Genomic DNA, 19,366 nt, shown 5'->3' on the forward strand with positions numbered 1-19,366 from the left:
GGCGGTGTCCTCTTACAGCGTGCCGTCGGCGGCCATCTGCACGTAGCCGGGGTCGAAATGCAGCTTGAGGTTGGCAGTGTCGCCGCGGGTCACGCCGTTGGCGAAGGTCATGCCCACGGCATTGGTGTCCCGGGCACCTTCGCCGAGCAGGCCGTGTGCAAAGGAAAACTCGGCGACTTTGCCCATGGTCTCTGGCAACTGCGCACTGGTGGCGAAGTCGAGCGCTTCCCTGGGAGTGGCGAACAGTTTGGTAGTGCCCAGTTGTGCCTGGAACCCCTTGAGGTCGGTACCGGACGCCTTGGCCATGTGCTCAAGGGCGCGGGTGCCGGCTGCGGTCTGGGCGTTCATCAGCGCCACTACTTCGAACCAGGCACCGGTCAGCGCCTTGCCCAGGGCGGGGTTGTCTTTGAGGACCTGGGTGTTGACCACCATCATGTCCATGATTTCGCCAGGCACTTTGCTGGAGTCGAAGACTTGGCTGGTCCCGGGCTTGGCCTTGATTTCAGACAACATCGGGTTCCAGGTGGTGACGGCTTGTACCTGATCGGTGTTGAAGGCCGCGGCAATATCAGCGTCGGAGGTGTTCACCACTTTCAGCTCTTTTTCGCTCAGGCCGGCCGAGTCCAGGGCCCGGGCCAGCAGGTAGTGGGAGACGGAGAGCTCCACCAGGTTGACGTGCATGCCCTTGAGGTCGGCGACGGTTTTGCCTTGGCCTTTGATCACCACGCCATCGTTGCCGTTGGAGAAGTCGCTGACCACCAGCGCGGTGCTCTCGACACCGCCGGCAGCGGGGATGGTCAGGGCATCCATGTTGGTCATGGTGCAACCGTCGAACTGGCCGGCGGTGTATTGGTTGATGGATTCGACGTAGTCGTTGAGTTGCACCATCTCGATGCTGATGGCGTATTTCTTTGCCCACTTGTCGAGGATGCCTTGGCTGCCGGCGTACTCCCAGGGCATCCAGCCGGCGTAAATGGTCCAGCACACGCTGAAGTGGTCTTTGGAGGCAGCCGGAGCCTGCACACTCATCAGGACAGTGAAGGCAGCGGCGAGCAAGGCGGGTAGACGTATCGAAGGCATGGATGTTTCTCCAGTTGGTCAAGGGCGGACAGGAACAACGCGGCACCGTGAACGGTGGCTTGTCTCCCGGGCTTTTATCCCGCCGTGTAACCTCAACTGGAGGTCGCCAACTCTCGGACCAGCCACTCGCACATGCGAGCCGGAACCCTAGTCAGCCATTGCAAATTGTGGTGCCGCGAACCTGTGATGACTCCTGCACGGGAAGAGGTAAAGCGAGAGTCGTGCCAAGTCAGGCAAGGGCCGTTTTAAAGGGGCGCGTGGCGGGGGAGTGGGGTGTCAGGGGGGTGTTGTGCGTGGTCGTGGTGCGCGACTGCACTGTGATGGCGCGAAAGGTTGTTTGATGTACATGTATCAAGCTATGTCAGAAACGCACCAGATTCGGTTTTTGAGGTCTGATTCTCTGTCATTCAGTGAAAGCTGTCTGACGCCTCCCAGCGTCGCTGGTGTGTGCTCTTCCGCGGTCCAGGAGGCCGCCATGTATCGTCGATTGCTCCTTACCGCTGTACTCGGTTTGACCCTTTCTGCCTGCGTGCCTTACTACGATGGAGGTTCCAGCTACTACCGATCCGAAGTCTATACCGCGCCCGCGCCGGTCTATTACTACGGCGGCGGTCCGTCTTACCAGTACCGGCGCGGCTATTACGCACCGCCACCACGCTACTACCCGGCGCCGCGTTATTACCAGCCGGCGCCCCGTTACTATCAGGCCGGACCACGGGCGGGGTACCGTCCCTATCCCAATCAGGGCTGGGGTGATCATCGAGGCTATGGTGGGCATGGCCGAGGAGAAGGCCGGGGTGGTGGTCATGGAGGCGGCCGAGGCGGACACCGATAATCATGGTTTTTTTGAAACGGCGCGTAATGCGCCGTTTTTTGTGGGTGACCGTCTGTCGATGCTGTCATATTTAACAGCTATATTAAGTGCCTTTTAAGGACTTTACTGAGTGGCAATACCTCAGTAACCCATCGGAATGACACATGATCAGCCGGGCATTTATTCTATTTTTACTCGGAGTTTTTTCCATCGCTCATGCCAACGTAGAGTTCGGTTGTCCGTACCCCTCGTCGATCAAGCGCAAGGCCGGCCACTTTCAAAGTGACAATGGCTACTGGAAAAGCCCAAAAGTCGAGTTTCCAGGCTTTGTCGACACCTTTGTCGGCGCGGTTTTCATTCCGCCCGAGGGTGGGGAGCGCAAACGAGGCCATTTGGAATACTGCACGTACAAGGCGGCCAACAACCAGTGGGTCAACCTCAGGTTCCAGGCGTCCAAGGCGTTGTCCAGTATGTCGCTGACCGATTCCACCCATTGGGAGCCCGCCCGCGGGCCGTTTGACCAGGCCATCTACGTGTGTACCGACAGCCAGCCCGACAACTGCTCGTTCACCCTCGATAGCCCGAAATCCTAGCCGGCGCGGTTGGCTTAGACCTGTCATAAATCGGACAGGTCTGCCAGCGGATGCCGCCCTTCCCAGGCCTTGTGAAAGTGCGCCTCGACCACGGCCTCGGGAATGCGGTGGATGTCCGGCCAATGCCAATGCGGTTGTTGATCCTTGTCGATCAGGCGTGCCCGGACCCCTTCGCTGAACTCCGGATGCCGGCAGCAATTGAGGCTCAAGGTGTACTCCATCTGGAATACCTCTGACAGCGACAAGTGCCGTGCCCGTCGGATCTGTTCCCAGACCAGGTACGCGCTCAGCGGGGAACCTTCACTCAAGGTCTTACCGGCCCGACTGAACAGCGGGTCGTCATGCTCGCGCAGTTGGCTCAAGGCACGCCAGGCGCAGCGTACATCGCCTACATCCAGCCATTCGTCGATTTGCTGGCGTCGCGGTTCCCACTGCGGCTCGGGCTGCTGGCTGACGGCTTCCTGGGCCAGGGCCTTGAACAAGCTGTTTAGCTGCATCGCTGTCTGCTCCTGCCAGTTCAACTGCAGCAGGCCTTCGAGCATTTCGTCCTGTTGTTCATCCCGCAGGAAACGGTCGGCCAGGCCCAGGTCCAGGGCGTCACGACCATTCATATGGGCGCCGGTGAGGCCCAGGAACAGGCCGAGCTTGCCGGGCAGGCGCGAGAGGAACCAACTGGCGCCGACATCCGGGTACAGGCCGATGCTGATTTCCGGCATGGCCAGGCGGCTGCTGGGTGTGACGATGCGGATGGCGGCGCTTTGCAGCAAACCCATACCGCCGCCCAGCACATAGCCGTGGCCCCAGCAGATCAACGGTTTGGGGTATGTATGCAGGCGATAGTCGAGACGATATTCAGCGGCAAAAAACTGTGCGGCCAGCACCGGCACTTCACCCGGGTGTTCACGGCAGGCCTGCGCCAGACTGCGCACTTCACCCCCGGCGCAAAATGCCTTGGGGCCGTTGCCGCGCAGCAGCACGCAGACGATTTGTGGATCTCTGGCCCAACTCTCCAGGCGCTCGCCCAGGGCCAGGATCATCGGCAAGGAGAGGGCATTGAGGGACTTTTCCGCGTCCAGGCTGGCGATGCCAATACGGGCGCCGCCTGTGCCGGTGAGCTCTTCGAAGTGCAGGTTCATCATGGCCTCAATCGGTAACTTGAACGTTGAGTATGATCCCTTCGTGGGAAAGTGGCGGTTCTGCGTCAGATCAATTGACAAGTTGGGTAGGCTTTCCTAGGGTTCGCCCATTCTTTTTTTACATGATGTTTTTCTGATGACTTCCGACGACCGTATCAAACTCGAACCGAGCTGGAAACACGCCCTGCGCGAGGAGTTCGAGCAGCCGTACATGACTGAACTGCGCGAGTTCCTGCGCCAGGAGCATGCGGCGGGCAAGGAAATCTACCCGCCGGGGCCGCTGATCTTCAATGCGCTCAACTCCACGCCGCTGGACAAGGTCAAGGTGGTGATCCTCGGCCAGGACCCGTACCACGGCCCGGGCCAGGCCCATGGCCTGTGCTTCTCGGTGCAACCGGGCGTGCCGACACCGCCGTCGCTGGTCAATATCTATAAAGAACTCAAGCGCGACCTCAACATCGACATCCCCAGCCACGGCTGCCTGCAAAGCTGGGCCGACCAGGGCGTGTTGCTGCTCAACACCACCATGACCGTGGAGCGTGCGAATGCCAATGCTCATGCGGGCAAGGGCTGGCAGTTCTTTACCGATAGGATTATCGAGGTGGTCAGCCAGCACCAACCGCACCTGGTGTTCCTGCTGTGGGGCGCCCATGCCCAGGGCAAGCAGAAGCTGATCGATGCGACCAAACATTTGGTACTGACTTCGGTGCACCCGTCGCCGTTGTCGGCGTATCGCGGGTTCTTGGGCTGCGGGCATTTCAGCCGCACCAACAAGTTTCTTGAGCAAAATGGCGAGATGCCGATCGAGTGGCGGTTACCGCCGATCTAAGGCTCAACACACGGTAGGAGCTGGCTTGCCTGCGATGACTGACTGTCCGCTGACATCTCTGTTGACTGACACCCCGCTATCGCAGGCAAGCCAGCTCCTACAGTTAGACCGTGTCCGGCTGGCGGTTCCAGTGGCGGAATAATGGCTCTGCCAGAAACAGCACGAACAGCAGCCGCATCACCTGCATCGCCGTCACCAACGGCACGGACAGTTGCAGGGTCTCAGCCGTCAGGCTCATCTCCGCAATCCCACCGGGCATCATGCCCAACGTCAGCGAGCGTAGATCCAGCTGCGTCAACGCACTCAAGCCCACCGCCGCCAGCGTGGCGATCAGCATGGTCAGCAGCGTGCCAATCACGGTGCGCCCCATGAACGATGGCGCCCGGCGAAAAAACTGCCGGTTGAAGTGGCAACCCAGGCCGCTGCCGATCAACCATTGGCCGATCTGGCTGCCGCCGTCGGGCAGGCCGATGTGCAGGTCCCAGGTGATGCTGGCGATGGCGCTGACCAGCAACGGCCCGAACAGCCAGGGGTTGGGTTGGCGCAGGCGCTGCCAGCCCCAGGCGACCAAGGCACCGATGGGAAACAGCAGGGCCAGCCACGCCCAATTCACGGGCGCCGGGTGAAACTGCGGCGCGCCGCCTCCCAGCAAATACTTGAAGATCGCCGGTACGCACAGCACCACCAGCAACACCCGCAGACTCTGGCCGGCGGCCACGCGACTGAGCACCGCACCATTGCGCGCGCCCAGGTTGACCATCTCCCCGGAGCCTCCCGGCATGCTCGAGAAAAACGCGGTGGCGCGGTCTTCACCGCTGCGGCGCATCAACCACACCCCGACGATGCTCGACAGGCTGGTGACCAGGGCACCGAAGAAGATCAGGCCGAAGTGGCTCATCACCTGCTCGATCACCACCGGGGTGAAGTGCAGGCCGATGCCGATACCCACCACCCACTGGCCGCATTTGCGCCCGCCGGGAATCTCGGCCAACTGCCAAGGCGTCAGGCAGCGCACCAGGATAATCGCCAGCAACGAACCGACCATATACGGCAAAGGCCAGCCGACGAGGCTGGCCAGGTAACCGCCGGCCAGGCCGACCAGCGGTGTTGCCCACCAGTGTCTGAGGGTGACCTCAGACATCGGCTACAGCACGACGCTGCAGGGAGCGCTTGCGCCAGATGCGCAGCAATGGCACGAGCAACATGATGACGGTCAGTACCCAGACACCGAAGGTGATCGGGCTCGACCACAGAATGTCCAGTGCACCGTTGGAAATCGACAGCGCCCGGCGCAGGTTCTGCTCCATCAAGCCGCCCAGGATAAAGCCCAGCAGCAAGGGCGACAGTGGGAAATCCAACTTGCGCAGGATATAGCCGAAGATGCCGATGCCGATCATCAGGAACAGGTCGAAGGTCGTGGCGTGGACCGCGTAGACGCCAATGGCGGTGATAATGGCGATCACCGGTACCAGCGCCCAGTTCGGCACGGCGAGGATACGGGTGAAGATACGGATCATCGGGATGTTGAGGATGATCAGCATGACGTTGGCAATAAACAGCGAGGCGATCAGGCCCCAGACAATGTCCGGCTGCTGTTGGAACAGCAGTGGACCAGGGGTGATGTTGTACAGCGACAGGGCGCCGATCATCACCGCCGTGGTGCCTGAGCCGGGTACGCCAAGCGTCAGCATGGGCACCAGGGCACCGCAGACCGACGCGCCGATGGCCGTTTCCGGAGCGGCCAGGCCGCGCATGTCGCCTTGGCCGAACTTGCCGCTGCTGCCCGCGATACGTTTCTCGGTCATGTAGGCCACGGCCGATGCCATGGTCGCGCCGGCACCTGGCAAGACACCGATGATGAAGCCCGATATGCCGCAACGGATGTTCACGGTCAACACCGACAAGGCTTCCTTGACGTTGAACATCATGCGCCCGGTGGCTTTCACCGCTTCCTGGCCACGGTGGGTTTTTTCCAGGAGCAGCAGGATTTCACTGATGGAGAACAGGCCCAGGACCAGGACCACGAACTGGATGCCGTCGGTCAGGTGGATGTTGTCGCCAGTAAAGCGGTACACGCCACTGTTGGCATCGATGCCCACCGCTGACAGAAACAGGCCAATCAATGCGGCGACAAAGGTTTTCAGTGGTTTATCACCGGCCATACCGCCCAGACAGACAATCGCAAACACCATCAGGACGAAGTATTCCGCGGGGCCGAAGGCAATCGCCCATTTGGCCAGCATCGGTGCAAACAGCACCATGCCGCAGGTGGCGATAAACGCGCCGATGAACGAGCTCCAGGCCGACAGTGACAATGCCACGCCAGCCAGGCCTTTACGGGCCATCGGATAACCGTCGAGGGTGGTCATCACGGTGGAGGCTTCGCCCGGGATGTTCAGCAGGATCGAGCTGATCCGCCCGCCATATTCGCAGCCCAGGTACACGGCGGCGAGCAGGATCAGCGCCGACTCCGGCGGCAGTCCCAGGGCGAAGGCGATGGGGATCAACAGCGCCACGCCGTTGATCGGGCCCAGGCCCGGCAACAGGCCGACCACGGTGCCGATCAGGGTGCCGCACAGTGCGGTCACCAGGTTATAGGGACTCAGCGCGACGCCGAAACCCTGGCCCAAATAGCCAAAAGTATCCATATCAGTTCTCCAGAACGTCGAGCAGACCGAGGGGCAACGGTACGTCCATGGTTTTATCGAACAGCAGATAAAGACCGACGCTCATCAAGGTGATGATCACCGCGCTAGGCAACCAGCGGCCGCCATACAGCCGTGCCATCGGAATGCCGATCAGCATGCTGCTGAGAATGAAACCCAGGGATTCGAAAGTGCCGGCAAACACCAGCAGCAAGGCTACGCAGAGACCGATCTTGATCAGGGTAGGGCGGTCCAGCGCCGGTTCATCGTCCGTATGCTTGGTAGGCTGCGGGCGAATCAGCATGTAGACCAGCGCCAGGCCCATTAGCCCGAGCAACAGCAGCGGGAAAGCCCGAGGCCCTACAGGCTCGTAGGAAAATGCCGCGTGATACGGCCAAGCCATCAGCGCCAGGCCGATACAGGCCAGCAACAGCACGGCTGCGAAAATGCGTTGTAAGAGCATTGCAAACTCCTGGGCCACGCCTGTTGCAAGCAAAGGCGTGGCCGCGCGACAGAGGGGCAGTTACTGGATCAGGCCGAACTCTTTGGCCAGCACTTTGTAGTCAGCCACCTGTTTCTTCACGTAGGTGTCCAGCTCCTGGCCAGTCATGGCGAACGGGAACAGTTCGCGCTGGTCACGCAGCTTGGCGAAGTCCTCGGAGGCCAGCAGCTTGTCGAAGGCGGCTTTCCACCAGGCGTAGTCTTCATCGCTGACCTTTGGCCCGAGGTAGAAGCCGCGCACCACTGGCCAGACGATGTCGTAGCCTTGCTCTCTGGCGGTCGGAATACCTTTCATTTCCGGCTCGTCCAGGCGGTTTTCGGCGAACACGGCCAACAGGCGCATGTCGCCGCTCTGGATGTGTGGCATGGAGTCGGAGATGTCGGTACTGCCTACCTGAATATGACCCCCCAGCAGGGCCGTGGCGATTTCGCCGCCACCTTCGAGCGCCACGTAACGCAGGTCACGGGGGTTGATCCCGGCGGCCTTGGCGATCAGTGCGGTTTGCATCCAGTCCTGGCTGCCGACGGTGCCACCGGAACCAATCACCACTTTGCTCGGATCTTTCTTCAGTGCCTGGACCAGATCATCGAGGGTTTTGTAGGGCGAGTCGGTTTTCACGGCAATGGCCCCGTAGCTGGTGCCGACTGCGGCCAACCAGCGCACGTTGGTCTCATCAAAACGCCCGAACTTGCCCTGGGCCAGGTTCAACAGCGAACCACTGGACCAGGCCACCAGCGTACCGGCATCGGCTGGGCGCTGGGCCACGACTGCGTTATAGGCCACCGCACCCACGCCGCCTGGCATATAGGTCACGCGCATCGGTTTGCTCAGCAGTTTCTCGTTGACCAGTGCGCTTTGCACCAGCTTGCAGGTCAGGTCAAAACCGCCGCCGGGCGAGGCTGGGGCGATGCATTCCGGGCGCTTGGGTTCGTCGGCAGCCAACAGTTGGCCGGCAAACAGCATGCAGCCGGCGGCCAGGGCAAATTTACGCAGGGGTGAGGACATGGGGAACTCCGTCATTGTTGTTATTGGGGATATGACTTTCAGGGTTACCACAGCGCGACGCTGTAACTGACCAGCACGCGCACTTCATCTGCGTCCCGGGCCGAGTAGTTGGAGCGGTAGGTGGCGTTACGCACGCGCACGGCCACGTCCTTGAACGTGCCGCTCTGCACCACGTACTTGATTTCGGTGTTGCGTTCCCATTCTTTGCCCGTGTCGCCGTTCTTGAGCTGGATATTGTCACCGGACAGGTAGCGGCTCATGAAGCTCAGGCCGGGAATCCCCAGCTTGGCAAAGTCGTAGTCGTAGCGGGCCTGCCAGGAGCGTTCTTCGGCACCGGCAAAGTCGTTGATCTGCACAAAGTTGACCAGGTAGGGGTCGCTGCCATCCACATACGGGAATGCGCTGTCGCCAGACATGTGCTGGTAGCCGGCGCTCAGTTTATGGCCATTGAGGGCGTAGCTGAAAATGCCGTTGAGGGATTTGTTATCAATTTTGCCGCCGCGCGCGCTGCCGGTGTCATCACTGATGGCCAGGCGCAGGTCGGTGGCAAAGGTGCCGGGCCCCATCGGGCGCGAGGCAACCAGGCCGAGGAAGTGTTGGCGGTATACGTCGTCGAGTTGGGCGAAGTGGTAGCTGCCGGTGACCTTCTCGGCGAACTTATAGTCAACGCCGCCGAAGTTGAAGTGCTTGCCGGTGGCCCCGCTGAGGAAGCGACTGTTCTTGTTGTTGAGGGCGATGTCCTCGTAGTTGCTGTCGTCGCGATCCTTGGCCTTGTCCAGGCGCCCGCCGGTGAACGTCAGGTTCTTGAATTCCTTGGAGGTCAGCAGGCCGCCGTTGAAGGTCTGCGGCAGGATACGCCCGTCGTTGGGCTTGAGGATGGGCAATTCAGGGATCAGCGCACCGATTTTCAACTCGGTGGCAGAGATTTTCACTTTGCCGGTCAGGCCCAGCTTGGAGTATTCGTCAGCGGCGCGGCCGTCATCGTGGGTCGGCAACAGGCCGCTGCCGGTGCGGTCGGGGCTGGAGTCGAGCTTGACCCCGAGCATGCCCAGCGCATCCACGCCAAAGCCGACGGTGCCGTCGGTGTAGCCTGATTGCAGGTTGAGCATGAAGCCCTGGGCCCACTCATCGCGCTTGGATTGCTGCGCGCTGGTGCCGTCGCGAAAGTCGCGGTTGAAGTACATGTTGCGGGTTTCCAGGGTCGCGCTACTGTCTTCGAAGAAGGCAGCCTGGCTGAGCGGCGAAAAGCCGGCAAGGGCAGCGGCACTGGCGAGGGCGGTCTGGGTCAGGCGAGAAAAACGAACAGGCGGGCAGGCCTGGGGCTGTGTCGACAGCATCGTGATGCACTCCGTTATTGTTCTTATGGGGCGAAAACGCTTCGAGGCGTTTTTCGGGCGCTATGGGTCAAATAGCTCGGAAGGTGTAACCGTCCGTTTCTGGATGCTAATGGGCGAACCTTTCACTAACCTTTCAACGCCCTTTCAATGTTTTCGGGCTTCACAGCACAGGTGGCGGCTGTAAACTGCGCCGCGGGTTGGTAAACACAGGGCGGCATCGGCTTCCCATTAACGAGGTAAAAATCCATGCGTGTCCTGCTCGTCGAAGACCATCTGCAACTGGCCGAGAGTGTTGCCCAGGCGCTCAAGAGCACGGGGTTGACGGTGGATGTCTTGCACGATGGCGTGGCGGCGGACCTGGCCTTGAGCAGCGAGGAGTACGCGGTGGCGATCCTTGATGTGGGGTTGCCGCGTATGGATGGTTTCGAGGTGCTGGCGCGCTTGCGGGCCCGTGGGAAAAACCTGCCGGTGTTGATGCTCACCGCCCGCAGCGATGTAAAGGACCGGGTCCATGGCCTTAACCTGGGCGCCGATGACTATCTGGCCAAACCCTTTGAACTGACTGAGCTGGAGGCCAGGGTCAAGGCCCTGTTGCGCCGCAGCGTACTGGGTGGTGAACGGCAGCAGACCTGTGGCGTGCTGGTGTATGACGTGGAAACCCGGCGTTTCACTCTCGGCAATGAGTTGCTGACACTGACTTCCCGCGAACAGGCAGTGCTCGAAGCGCTGATCGCCCGCCCTGGCCGGGTCATGAGCAAGGAGCAGTTGGCGTCCCAGGTGTTTGGCTTGGATGAAGAGGCCAGCCCCGATGCCATCGAAATTTATGTGCACCGCTTGCGCAAGAAGCTCGATGGCCAGCCGGTCGCCATTGTCACCTTCCGCGGCCTTGGCTACCTGCTGGAAGCCCGCGATGCGTAAGCACAGCAGCCTGCGCTGGCGCCTGCTGTGGAACCTGGCGTTGTTGCTGGTGGTGCTGATGCTGGCCAGCGGCTTGAGCGCCTATTGGAACGGTCGCGAGGCAGCAGACACCGCCTACGACCGCACCTTGCTGGCCTCGGCGCGGACCATCGCCGCCGGCCTGTCCCAGCGCGATGGCACTCTCAGCGCCGATGTGCCCTATGTGGCATTGGATACCTTCGCCTATGACAGTGCCGGGCGGATCTACTACCAGGTCAATGACATTCACCAGAAGCTGATCTCCGGCTACGAACACCTGCCGGGCCCGCCGCCCGGCACGCCGCGCACTGACGATTACCCGGCCCTGGCGCGTTTTTATAATGCCAATTACCAGGGCCAGAATGTGCGGGTGGTGAGCCTGCTCAAGGCGGTGTCGGAGCCGAACATGAATGGCATGGCAGAAATCCGCGTCGCAGAAACCGACGAAGCCCGCGTCAGCATGGCTCGCAGCCTGATGGCCGACACCCTGCTGCGCCTGGGAATGCTGGCGATTGGTGCTTTGCTGCTGGTGTGGTTTGCGGTGAGCGCGGCGCTGCGCCCACTGGAGCGTTTGCGCACCGCGGTGGAAGAGCGCCAGCCGGATGATCTGCGGCCGCTGCCGCTGGTTGAAGTGCAGCACGAATTCGGGCCGCTGGTACGGGCGTTAAACCACTTTACCGAACGCTTGCGTGGGCAGTTCGAGCGCCAGGCCCAGTTTATTGCCGACGCTTCCCACGAACTGCGCACCCCGCTGGCCGCACTCAAGGCTCGACTGGAGTTGGGCCTGCGCGCCGAAGAGCCGGCGATCTGGCGCAGTACCCTGGAAACGGCGGCGCAAGGCACGGATCGCTTGACGCACCTGGCCAATCAATTGCTGTCCCTGGCGCGCATCGAAAACGGCGCACGAGCGATTGCCGAAGGTGGCGCGCAGTTGCTGGACCTTAGTCAGTTGGCCCGCGAGTTGGGCATGGCCATGGCGCCTTTGGCGCATGCGCGGGGCGTGGCGCTGGCATTGGAGGCGGATGAGCCGGTGTGGTTGCGGGGCGAACCGACGTTGCTGAACGAGCTGTTGAGCAACCTGGTGGATAACGCCCTGGCACACACGCCGTCGGGCGGCAATGTGATCCTGCGGGTCACGGCGCCGGCGGTGTTGGAAGTGGAAGATGATGGCCCGGGCATTCCCCAGGACGAGCGGGACCGGGTGTTCGAGCGCTTCTATCGGCGCAACCAGCAGGGTGCGGGTTCAGGCCTTGGCTTGGCGATTGTCGGCGAAATCTGCCGCGCACACCTGGCCCAGATCAGCCTGCACGACGGCGAGTTGAGAGGGCTCAAGGTGCGGGTGAGCTTTATCGCCGGCTAAATGTGGGCGCTGGCTTGCCAGCGATGGCGGCCTGGCTGGCCTTGCGTCGGTAGCTGAGCTTGCTATCGCCCGCAAGCGGGCTCCTACAAGAGGCGTTAATAGAACATCGAGCGTGCTTCGTCCAGCTCGGTGCGCACTGCTTCATTGAGCTCGTCGAGACGCAGCTTTTTGAACGCCGGCAAGTTCGACAGCGCAGCGTTGGCCAGCGGATGGCGGGTGTTCTTGTGGCAGTACAACACGGCTATTTGCACCAGGTCGACGTAGTCCAGGCTGGCCGAATGGCGCTCAAGATTCTGGTAATGCGCCGGTACATTCACCAGCATTTCCGGGAAGTCCCAGCCCCGCAGCAGTTTGTCCCCCAGCAACGGGTGGATGCTATCGATCACGTGGTTGAGGCTGACCGGATCGGAGAGCAGTTCATAGTGATCCTCGGCATAGGTCAGGATTGGCAGCACGCCGATCTGATGGACCAGCCCGCCGAGCGCCGCCTGGTCGGGTTTGAGCTGACTGTGGTTGCGGCACAAGACATAGCAGACACCCGCGACTTCAAGGCTGCGGCGCCAGACTTCGCGCATTTTTTGTTCGACGACATCGGAGCGGGCGTGGAATATCTGCTCCATCACCAGGCCAATCGCCAGGTTGCTGCTGTAGTTGGTGCCCAGGCGGGTGATGGCGGTGTGCAGGTCAGTCACTTCCTGGGATGCCCGCAACAGCGGGCTGTTGACGACCTTGATCAGCCGCGCCGTCAGGGCGGTGTCGCGACTGATGACTTTGCTCAAATGGCTGATACTGACTTCTGGGTCTTCGGCGGCCTGACGAATTTTCAGGGCCACTTCCGGTAACGTGGGCAGAACCAGGTCATCGTTGTCGATGGCCATCACCAACGCCTGTTGGACTTTCTCCGCCAGTTTGTTCATTCATGCTCTCTAGGGTGCTGCACAAGGGTGTGGCGATTAACGCTGGATCTCGCGATCACGATCCAGTTGGTAGGGCAGCTCCAGCAACTTGAGGCCTGGGCCTTCCAGCGTACCTAGATGTATATCGCCACTGTCGGCAGCTTCGGCTTGCAGTACCGCCAGAAGTTCAATCCCCTCGTCGGCCCGGGCGGCAATTACCACCTCACCGATGGCACTGTTGTGGCTGGGGGCAAACAGGGGGGTGCCAGGCTCGGGCAACTCAGTGCCCTCCAGGCTCAGGCGGTATAGGCGCCGCTTGAGTTTGCCCAGGTATTGCATGCGGGCGACGATTTCCTGGCCGGTGTAGCAGCCTTTCTTGAAGCTCACACCGCCGACCGCTTGCAGGTTGAGCATCTGCGGGATGAATAGCTCGCGAGTCTGGGCCATGACCTGGCCGATGCCAGCGCGGACCTGCCCGAGCAGCCAGTCATTGAGGTCGCCTTCAGCGAGTGTCGCAGTCAGTTGACTGCGCAGGCTGTCGGCTTGCGCGGCGGGCGCCCAGAGTTCGGCGCGGCCGGGGGAGACGCGAATGGCGATCAGTTCTTCATGGCGTGCCACGCTGTCGGTCTCGGCCGGCAGATCCAGGCCCAGGCTGGCGATTGCCTGATCGGCGCCAGCCAGGCCGAAGCGGGCCCAGGCGGGGCTTTCGTCAGTCAACTTGGACTTGGAAAACACGGCGTATTTCTTCAGGTCCGCCAGCTGTGGCTCCAGCAGTTCGCTGGCCATGGCCAGCAGCACGCCGTCACCTTGTAGCACGATGCGAAAGCTCGACTGCATGCGCCCCTTTTGGGTACAGCGCGCGCCGAGGCTGGCGTGGGTGTCGTTGAGGTAGTTGAGATTGCAGGTCAGTTGCCCCTGAAGGAACTTGGCCGCGTCAGCGCCGCGAACGGCCAGGATGCCTTCGTGGGACAGGGGGCAGAAGAAAGCAGAGTCAGCCATGGGTCATCGCAGTTGGAAAGTCGTGGGTGCATCATAGAGGGGCGCCCGGCAAATGGGTAGTTTCATAAGCCCGACCAAAGCCGACTGTTCCAAGGGGCGCGGGCCTGTATACTTGCGCCCTATTTGAGGAGCGCTCCATGGTCGAAGATGTAGAAATCAATCGCCTGTACTGGCACAGCCGTCGCGGCATGCTGGAGTTGGATGTGTTGCTGGTGCCGTTCACCAAGGAGGTGTACGCGACACTCAATAAGGTGGATCGCGACCTCTACGTCAGGCTGCTGACCTGCGAAGACCAGGACATGTTCGGCTGGTTCATGGAGCGTGCCGAGTCACAGGACCCAGAGCTGCAGCGCATGGTCCGGATGATCCTGGATCGTGTCCAGCCCAAGTAACAGCTTCGAATGCCGCTGGCAGGCCTGCGGGCTGTTGCTGGCGGCGTATCTCCTCGCCCTGGTGCTCGCCCTCGGGGCGCTATGCCTGCTGGCTGTACCTTTTTCGATGGCTGCACTCGCTATCCTGGTGTGCCTGGCCCATGCCCTGTGGACGCTGCCGCGCCATATTCGCTTGACTCACCCTTCGTCGGTTCGTGGCTTGCGGCGCAATGCCGATGGCTGGCAATTGTGGAGTGTGGCTCGGGGCTGGCACGCCGTACAGTTGCGTCCCGACAGCCTGGCATTGCCATTGATCGTAGTGCTGCGCTACCGGTTGCCGGGGGAGTGGTGGGTGCGATCAGTGTGCGTGCCGCGTGATTCGCAGGCTGCCGATATGCATCGGCGCCTGCGGGTGCGCTTGAAGTTCAGCCGCCGTAGGTGGCTGGCACCAATATAGTGTCGAGAGCCTCTGGCAGCATTTGCGGGTAGTCGAGGGTGTAATGCAAACCCCGGCTTTCCTTGCGTTCCATGGCCGAGCGGATCATCAACTCGGCAACCTGGGCCAGGTTGCGCAGCTCGATCAGATCGCGGCTAACCTTGTAGTTGCTGTAGAACTCATCGATTTCGTCGAGCAGCAATCGAACCCGGTGCTGTGCTCGCGCCAAGCGCTTGTTGGTACGCACGATCCCCACGTAGTCCCACATGAAGCGCCGTAGCTCGTCCCAGTTGTGGGCGATGATCACGTCTTCGTCCGAGTCGGTGACCTGGCTGGCATCCCAGCGGGGCAGGGCAGCGGGCACCGGGGTGCGCGGCAGTTGTTCCAGGATGTCGGCGGCGGCAGAGCGGGCGTAGACGAAACATTCGAGCAGCGAGTTGCTGGCCATGCGGTTGGCGCCGTGCAGGCCGGTGAAGCTGGTCTCGCCGATGGCATACAGGCCAGGTACGTCAGTGCGGCCATGCTGGTCGACCATCACCCCGCCACAGGTGTAATGCGCCGCCGGGACCACCGGGATCGGCCCTTTGGTGATATCGATATTGAAGGCCAGGCAGCGTTCGTAGACCGTCGGGAAGTGGGTCTTGATGAAGTCGGCGGGCTTGTGGCTGATGTCGAGGTAGACGCAATCGATGCCCAGGCGCTTCATTTCATGGTCGATGGCGCGGGCGACGATATCCCGTGGTGCCAGCTCGGCGCGCGGGTCGAAGCGCTGCATGAAGCGCTCGCCATTGGGCAGTTTCAGGTGCGCGCCTTCGCCCCGCAGCGCTTCAGTGATCAGGAAACTCTTGGCCTGGGGGTGATACAGGCAGGTGGGGTGGAACTGGTTGAACTCCAGGTTCGCCACCCGGCAACCCGAACGCCAGGCCATGGCGATCCCATCCCCGCAGGCGCCATCGGGGTTGCTGGTGTAGAGGTAGACTTTAGCGGCACCACCTGAGGCCAGGATGGTGAAGCGTGCGCCGTAGGTATCGACTTCGCCGCTGGTGCGGTTGAGGACATAAGCCCCCAGGCAACGCTCGCCGGCCAGGCCCAGGCGTTTTTCGGTGATCAGGTCGACGGCGACCCGTTGTTCCAGCAATTCGATATTTGGCCGTTGCCGGGCCTGTGCAAGCAGGGTCTTGAAGATTGCGGCGCCAGTCGCGTCGGCGGCATGAATGATACGTCGGTGGCTATGGCCGCCTTCGCGGGTCAGGTGGAACTCGAAGCCACCGTCATCACTGCCGGCATGTTCATCGCGGGTGAATGGCACGCCCTGGTCGATCAGCCACTGGATGGCTTCGCGGCTGTGTTCGACGGTGAAGCGCACCGCTTCTTCATTGCACAGGCCGCCGCCGGCGTTGAGGGTGTCTTCAACGTGGGATTGCACCGTGTCAGTGTCATCCAGTACGGCGGCAACTCCACCCTGGGCCCAGAACGTCGACCCGTTGGCCAGGTCGCCCTTGCTCAGTACGGCTATGCGCAGATGGCTCGGCAGGGTCAGTGCAAGGCTCAAGCCTGCGGCGCCGCTACCAATCACCAGGACATCGTGTTGAAACTGTTGGCTCATTTATGGGATTCCGCAACAAGCGATCCGAAGGAGTGGCGCAAACAGGACGCCTGGATCGGCGAATCAAAGGGGGCACACGGCCCACTAGTATATAGAGGGGGCTATCGGCACAATAGTCGGGCATTCGTGGCATTGTGAGACTACGGTGAACGAACTGCACGGCTTTGATGAGGCGCTCCGGTATCGAGATGGGAACTTTTGCATCACCCCCGACTCCATAACAGGATGCCCGAAAGCTGGGAAAGCGTTGGTTTTACTGATTGGCCTGGAGCATGGGAGCGTCAGAAAACCGGCGACAAGATTATTCACGCAGCCGGCTATGCCCGCGCTGCGTTTTTCGTGTGTGCCAAAACAGAGCCCACCGGAAACTTGCTTGAAGGGGGAGAACTTTTGCGAAAAGTCCTAGTCTATGTTTGCAAGCCTGATCGTTTAGTTATGCAAGCCTCCTTCAAGTACAACGAGGAGTGTTCATGCTAACCCAGGAAGAGGATCAGCAGCTGGTCGAGCGCGTTCAGCGCGGTGACAAGCGCGCATTTGATCTGCTAGTGCTGAAATACCAGCACAAAATTCTCGGGTTGATCGTGCGGTTTGTGCACGACACCCATGAAGCGCAGGACGTTGCACAGGAAGCCTTTATCAAGGCTTACCGTGCTCTCGGTAATTTTCGCGGTGACAGTGCGTTCTACACGTGGCTGTACCGGATCGCCATCAACACGGCGAAGAACTATCTGGTGTCTCGCGGGCGCCGCCCGCCAGATAGTGATGTGAGTTCGGAAGATGCAGAATTTTACGATGGTGATCACGGCCTCAAGGATCTCGAGTCGCCGGAGCGTGCATTGCTGCGCGACGAGATCGAAGGCACTGTTCACCGCACTATTCAGCAACTGCCAGAAGATTTGCGTACGGCGTTAACTTTACGTGAATTCGATGGTCTGAGTTACGAGGACATTGCCAGTGTCATGCAATGTCCGGTGGGGACCGTACGCTCCCGGATTTTCCGGGCTCGGGAAGCCATCGATAAAGCCCTGCAACCGTTGTTGCAGGAAAACTAAAGACAGCGGCGACAGCCAAGAGAGGAACCGCCATGAGTCGTGATGCCCTGCAGGAATCGCTGTCCGCAGTGATGGATAACGAAGCGGATGAACTGGAACTTCGTCGAGTGCTCAACGCATTTGATGACGCCGAAACCCGTGATACCTGGTCTCGTTACCAAGTCGCTCGGGCGGTGATGCACAAGGATCTACTAATCCCTCGTCTGGATATTGCTGCGGCCGTTTCTGCTGCGCTGGCCGATGAAGCCGTTCCGGCAAAAGCTGCGCGTGGCCCATGGCGCAGCCTGGGACGCCTGGCAGTGGCTGCCTCGGTGACTGTGGCGGTGTTGGCTGGTGTTCGCCTGTACAACCAGGACGAGATCGCCGGTGCTGAACTGGCTCAGCAGACCCAACAGCCGGTCATGGCCGGTCCGCAGGTCAAGGGCCCAGCCGTTCTGGCTGGCTATAAGGAAGGCTCCGACGCAACCGGTCCGATGGCCAATGGTGTGCTTCAAGGGCAATCTGGCTGGCAGGACCAGCGTCTGCCAGGTTATCTGCGCCAGCACGCTCAGGAGTCGGCGGTAAAAGGCACTGAAACTGCATTGCCTTACGCTCGTGCTGCAAACCTGGAAAACCGCTAAACCGCTAAGGAGCCTTATGCGTGCCATACCGCTCCTTACGCTTTTGCTCAGTGGCTGGTTTGTAGTTCCTGCCCAAGCCGATGAAGGCCAGGATTGGCTGAAACGTCTAGGGCGGGCAGAGCAGCAGAGCTACCAAGGCACGTTTATCTACGAGCGTAACGGTAGTTTTTCTACCCATGAAATCTGGCATAGGGTCCAGAATGGTCAGGTTCATGAGCGCTTGCTACAGCTCGATGGATCGGCCCAGGAATTTGTCCGTATCGATGGGCGCATCCAATGTGCCACCGGCAGCTTCGCGACCGGCGTCGATAACTCCCCAGGCGCTTCCGCCCCCAAATTCGACCCACAAAAACTCAATGCTTTTTACGAGATTGCCGTCAGCGGAAAATCGCTTGTGGCCGGTCGTAGTGCGGTGATTGTATCGTTGACCCCGCGAGACCAGTATCGCTACGGATTTGAGTTGCACCTGGACCGTGAAACCGCACTGCCGCTCAAGTCGCTGCTGATTAACGATAAGGGGCAATTGCTGGAGCGGTTCCAGTTCACTCAACTGAAGACCACAATCCCTGATGAGCGTGATCTGCAGCCGGGCAGCGACTGCAAGCCATTGGCACCGTCCAGCAACAAGACTTCAGAGGTGGCGGACCCGGTCCAGCCTTGGTACCCGCAATGGTTGCCGCCAGGGTTCGAGTTGACCCGCAGTGACGCGCGCAAGGATCCCAAGACCCGGGTGGTTGTAAACAGTTTGATGTATGAGGACGGGCTCGCACGCTTTTCACTGTTCCTTGAGCCTGTAACGGGCGAGGTTGCGCCCGAAAGCCGTGTTCAGCTTGGGCCTACGGTTGCGGTGTCGCGCCGCATGAGCACGCCTCAAGGCGATATTGTCGTGACGGTTGTCGGTGAGATTCCGATGGGCACCGCTGAGCGGATAGCCCTCTCTGTTCGCAGCGGTCCGGCGCCCGAAAAACCGTGAGTCGTTAATCCTATGCTCATCCAGATCGTTCACAGTGCTGCAGGAGACAGGCGATGACTGCCTTGTTCTTTTGTCGAGAACATGAAATGCCTGGAGAGTATTTTCACTTGCAAAATCTCCCTATGTTTTTTATAGGTCAGAACTCCTCGGCTCTGGCCTTGTGTTGTTTACGGAAT

21 protein-coding genes and 1 riboswitch are annotated in these 19,366 nt (G+C 60.7%); of the genes, 11 read left to right on the forward strand and 10 right to left on the reverse strand.

The window, feature by feature from the left end; translation table 11 throughout:
- Nucleotides 1–12: 12 nt before the first annotated feature.
- Nucleotides 13–1,080 (reverse strand): putative urea ABC transporter substrate-binding protein, encoded by a 1,068-nt coding sequence (locus HZ99_RS24370; RefSeq protein WP_038446626.1) that lies wholly within the window; start codon nt 1,078–1,080, stop codon nt 13–15.
- 61 nt (nt 1,081–1,141) lie between these two features.
- A riboswitch (guanidine-I (ykkC/yxkD leader) is annotated at nt 1,142–1,242 on the reverse strand.
- A 313-nt stretch (nt 1,243–1,555) separates the two neighbouring features.
- Between HZ99_RS24370 and HZ99_RS29320 the strand changes: the two genes are divergently transcribed.
- From HZ99_RS29320 to HZ99_RS24380, 3 genes are read left to right on the forward strand one after another with little or no spacing between them, the layout of a single operon-like run.
- The gene (locus tag HZ99_RS29320; RefSeq protein ID WP_080727753.1) at nt 1,556–1,915 is read left to right on the forward strand and encodes a hypothetical protein; all 360 of its coding nucleotides are present in this window, start codon (nt 1,556–1,558) and stop codon (nt 1,913–1,915) included.
- Nucleotides 1,833–2,012 carry a hypothetical protein gene (locus HZ99_RS28910; RefSeq protein WP_038446628.1) on the forward strand — a complete coding sequence of 60 codons (180 nt, stop codon included), beginning with the start codon at nt 1,833–1,835 and terminating at the stop codon, nt 2,010–2,012. The genes HZ99_RS29320 and HZ99_RS28910 overlap by 83 nt, the downstream gene beginning before the upstream one ends.
- 46 nt (nt 2,013–2,058) lie before the next feature.
- Nucleotides 2,059–2,487, forward strand: a complete 429-nt coding sequence (locus tag HZ99_RS24380; RefSeq protein WP_038446629.1) for a DUF3757 domain-containing protein — start codon at nt 2,059–2,061, stop codon at nt 2,485–2,487.
- A gap of 23 nt (nt 2,488–2,510) precedes the next feature.
- Here HZ99_RS24380 and HZ99_RS24385 read toward each other — a convergent pair whose 3' ends face one another.
- The gene (locus tag HZ99_RS24385; protein ID WP_038446631.1) at nt 2,511–3,623 is read right to left on the reverse strand and encodes an enoyl-CoA hydratase/isomerase family protein; all 1,113 of its coding nucleotides are present in this window, start codon (nt 3,621–3,623) and stop codon (nt 2,511–2,513) included.
- A 133-nt stretch (nt 3,624–3,756) separates the two neighbouring features.
- Between HZ99_RS24385 and ung the strand changes: the two genes are divergently transcribed.
- Complete coding sequence (gene ung / locus HZ99_RS24390) at nt 3,757–4,452, forward strand: uracil-DNA glycosylase (protein WP_162473206.1); 696 nt, start codon at nt 3,757–3,759, stop codon at nt 4,450–4,452.
- A 103-nt stretch (nt 4,453–4,555) separates the two neighbouring features.
- Here ung and HZ99_RS24395 read toward each other — a convergent pair whose 3' ends face one another.
- From HZ99_RS24395 to HZ99_RS24415, 5 genes are read right to left on the reverse strand one after another with little or no spacing between them, the layout of a single operon-like run.
- Entirely contained in the window at nt 4,556–5,593 is a 1,038-nt protein-coding gene (locus HZ99_RS24395) for an AbrB family transcriptional regulator (protein ID WP_038446634.1), read from the reverse strand.
- Nucleotides 5,586–7,100: a tripartite tricarboxylate transporter permease gene (locus tag HZ99_RS24400; RefSeq protein WP_038446635.1), complete on the reverse strand. Its 1,515-nt coding sequence runs from the start codon at nt 7,098–7,100 to the stop codon at nt 5,586–5,588. The genes HZ99_RS24395 and HZ99_RS24400 overlap by 8 nt, the downstream gene beginning before the upstream one ends.
- 1 nt (nt 7,101) lies before the next feature.
- A complete protein-coding gene (locus tag HZ99_RS24405; RefSeq protein WP_038446637.1) occupies nt 7,102–7,560 on the reverse strand; it encodes a tripartite tricarboxylate transporter TctB family protein in 459 nt (152 codons plus the stop codon).
- A gap of 60 nt (nt 7,561–7,620) precedes the next feature.
- Nucleotides 7,621–8,604 (reverse strand): Bug family tripartite tricarboxylate transporter substrate binding protein, encoded by a 984-nt coding sequence (locus HZ99_RS24410; RefSeq protein ID WP_038446638.1) that lies wholly within the window; start codon nt 8,602–8,604, stop codon nt 7,621–7,623.
- Nucleotides 8,605–8,648: 44 nt separating this feature from the next.
- Complete coding sequence (locus HZ99_RS24415) at nt 8,649–9,941, reverse strand: OprD family porin (RefSeq protein ID WP_038446639.1); 1,293 nt, start codon at nt 9,939–9,941, stop codon at nt 8,649–8,651.
- Nucleotides 9,942–10,187: 246 nt separating this feature from the next.
- Here HZ99_RS24415 and HZ99_RS24420 point away from each other — a divergent pair, with 246 nt between their 5' ends.
- Nucleotides 10,188–10,859, forward strand: coding sequence for a response regulator (locus HZ99_RS24420; protein WP_038446640.1), 672 nt, complete (start codon nt 10,188–10,190; stop codon nt 10,857–10,859).
- Nucleotides 10,852–12,237, forward strand: a complete 1,386-nt coding sequence (locus HZ99_RS24425; RefSeq protein WP_038446642.1) for a sensor histidine kinase — start codon at nt 10,852–10,854, stop codon at nt 12,235–12,237. The genes HZ99_RS24420 and HZ99_RS24425 overlap by 8 nt, the downstream gene beginning before the upstream one ends.
- Before the next feature lie 95 nt (nt 12,238–12,332).
- Here HZ99_RS24425 and HZ99_RS24430 read toward each other — a convergent pair whose 3' ends face one another.
- Both HZ99_RS24430 and HZ99_RS24435 read right to left on the reverse strand, forming a co-directional pair.
- A complete protein-coding gene (locus HZ99_RS24430; RefSeq protein ID WP_038446644.1) occupies nt 12,333–13,154 on the reverse strand; it encodes an HDOD domain-containing protein in 822 nt (273 codons plus the stop codon).
- 36 nt (nt 13,155–13,190) lie between these two features.
- Entirely contained in the window at nt 13,191–14,132 is a 942-nt protein-coding gene (locus tag HZ99_RS24435) for a YgfZ/GcvT domain-containing protein (RefSeq protein ID WP_038446646.1), read from the reverse strand.
- Nucleotides 14,133–14,269: 137 nt separating this feature from the next.
- Between HZ99_RS24435 and HZ99_RS24440 the strand changes: the two genes are divergently transcribed.
- Both HZ99_RS24440 and HZ99_RS24445 read left to right on the forward strand, forming a co-directional pair.
- Nucleotides 14,270–14,524 carry a succinate dehydrogenase assembly factor 2 gene (locus HZ99_RS24440; RefSeq protein WP_038446647.1) on the forward strand — a complete coding sequence of 85 codons (255 nt, stop codon included), beginning with the start codon at nt 14,270–14,272 and terminating at the stop codon, nt 14,522–14,524.
- On the forward strand, nt 14,508–14,960 hold the full coding sequence (locus HZ99_RS24445; RefSeq protein ID WP_038446649.1) for a hypothetical protein: 453 nt from the start codon (nt 14,508–14,510) through the stop codon (nt 14,958–14,960). Before HZ99_RS24440 ends, HZ99_RS24445 begins: the two co-directional genes overlap by 17 nt.
- Here the strand turns inward: HZ99_RS24445 and nadB are convergent.
- Nucleotides 14,929–16,545 (reverse strand): L-aspartate oxidase, encoded by a 1,617-nt coding sequence (gene nadB / locus HZ99_RS24450; RefSeq protein WP_038446650.1) that lies wholly within the window; start codon nt 16,543–16,545, stop codon nt 14,929–14,931. The two genes, HZ99_RS24445 and nadB, sit on opposite strands and share 32 nt — an antisense overlap.
- 470 nt (nt 16,546–17,015) lie before the next feature.
- Between nadB and rpoE the strand changes: the two genes are divergently transcribed.
- From rpoE to HZ99_RS24465, 3 genes are read left to right on the forward strand one after another with little or no spacing between them, the layout of a single operon-like run.
- Nucleotides 17,016–17,597 (forward strand): RNA polymerase sigma factor RpoE, encoded by a 582-nt coding sequence (gene rpoE / locus HZ99_RS24455; protein WP_003172477.1) that lies wholly within the window; start codon nt 17,016–17,018, stop codon nt 17,595–17,597.
- 32 nt (nt 17,598–17,629) lie between these two features.
- Nucleotides 17,630–18,217 carry a sigma-E factor negative regulatory protein gene (locus HZ99_RS24460; protein WP_038446651.1) on the forward strand — a complete coding sequence of 196 codons (588 nt, stop codon included), beginning with the start codon at nt 17,630–17,632 and terminating at the stop codon, nt 18,215–18,217.
- A 16-nt stretch (nt 18,218–18,233) separates the two neighbouring features.
- On the forward strand, nt 18,234–19,190 hold the full coding sequence (locus HZ99_RS24465; protein ID WP_038446652.1) for a MucB/RseB C-terminal domain-containing protein: 957 nt from the start codon (nt 18,234–18,236) through the stop codon (nt 19,188–19,190).
- Nucleotides 19,191–19,366: the final 176 nt, after the last annotated feature.

Origin of the sequence: Pseudomonas fluorescens (genome assembly GCF_000730425.1) — a bacterium.
GTDB lineage: Bacteria > Pseudomonadota > Gammaproteobacteria > Pseudomonadales > Pseudomonadaceae > Aquipseudomonas > Aquipseudomonas fluorescens_X.

Excerpts from the sequence above, each read along its gene's own strand:
- HZ99_RS24370 (WP_038446626.1), bottom strand. The coding sequence starts at position 1,080 with ATGCCTTCGATACGTCTACCCGCCTTGCTCGCCGCTGCCTTCACTGTC.
- HZ99_RS29320 (WP_080727753.1), top strand. The coding sequence starts at position 1,556 with ATGTATCGTCGATTGCTCCTTACCGCTGTACTCGGTTTGACCCTTTCT.
- HZ99_RS24380 (WP_038446629.1), top strand. The coding sequence starts at position 2,059 with ATGATCAGCCGGGCATTTATTCTATTTTTACTCGGAGTTTTTTCCATC.
- HZ99_RS24385 (WP_038446631.1), bottom strand. The coding sequence starts at position 3,623 with ATGAACCTGCACTTCGAAGAGCTCACCGGCACAGGCGGCGCCCGTATT.
- HZ99_RS24395 (WP_038446634.1), bottom strand. The coding sequence starts at position 5,593 with ATGTCTGAGGTCACCCTCAGACACTGGTGGGCAACACCGCTGGTCGGC.
- HZ99_RS24400 (WP_038446635.1), bottom strand. The coding sequence starts at position 7,100 with ATGGATACTTTTGGCTATTTGGGCCAGGGTTTCGGCGTCGCGCTGAGT.
- HZ99_RS24405 (WP_038446637.1), bottom strand. The coding sequence starts at position 7,560 with ATGCTCTTACAACGCATTTTCGCAGCCGTGCTGTTGCTGGCCTGTATC.
- HZ99_RS24410 (WP_038446638.1), bottom strand. The coding sequence starts at position 8,604 with ATGTCCTCACCCCTGCGTAAATTTGCCCTGGCCGCCGGCTGCATGCTG.
- HZ99_RS24415 (WP_038446639.1), bottom strand. The coding sequence starts at position 9,941 with ATGCTGTCGACACAGCCCCAGGCCTGCCCGCCTGTTCGTTTTTCTCGC.
- HZ99_RS24420 (WP_038446640.1), top strand. The coding sequence starts at position 10,188 with ATGCGTGTCCTGCTCGTCGAAGACCATCTGCAACTGGCCGAGAGTGTT.
- HZ99_RS24425 (WP_038446642.1), top strand. The coding sequence starts at position 10,852 with ATGCGTAAGCACAGCAGCCTGCGCTGGCGCCTGCTGTGGAACCTGGCG.
- HZ99_RS24430 (WP_038446644.1), bottom strand. The coding sequence starts at position 13,154 with ATGAACAAACTGGCGGAGAAAGTCCAACAGGCGTTGGTGATGGCCATC.
- HZ99_RS24435 (WP_038446646.1), bottom strand. The coding sequence starts at position 14,132 with ATGGCTGACTCTGCTTTCTTCTGCCCCCTGTCCCACGAAGGCATCCTG.
- HZ99_RS24440 (WP_038446647.1), top strand. The coding sequence starts at position 14,270 with ATGGTCGAAGATGTAGAAATCAATCGCCTGTACTGGCACAGCCGTCGC.
- nadB (WP_038446650.1), bottom strand. The coding sequence starts at position 16,545 with ATGAGCCAACAGTTTCAACACGATGTCCTGGTGATTGGTAGCGGCGCC.
- rpoE (WP_003172477.1), top strand. The coding sequence starts at position 17,016 with ATGCTAACCCAGGAAGAGGATCAGCAGCTGGTCGAGCGCGTTCAGCGC.
- HZ99_RS24460 (WP_038446651.1), top strand. The coding sequence starts at position 17,630 with ATGAGTCGTGATGCCCTGCAGGAATCGCTGTCCGCAGTGATGGATAAC.
- HZ99_RS24465 (WP_038446652.1), top strand. The coding sequence starts at position 18,234 with ATGCGTGCCATACCGCTCCTTACGCTTTTGCTCAGTGGCTGGTTTGTA.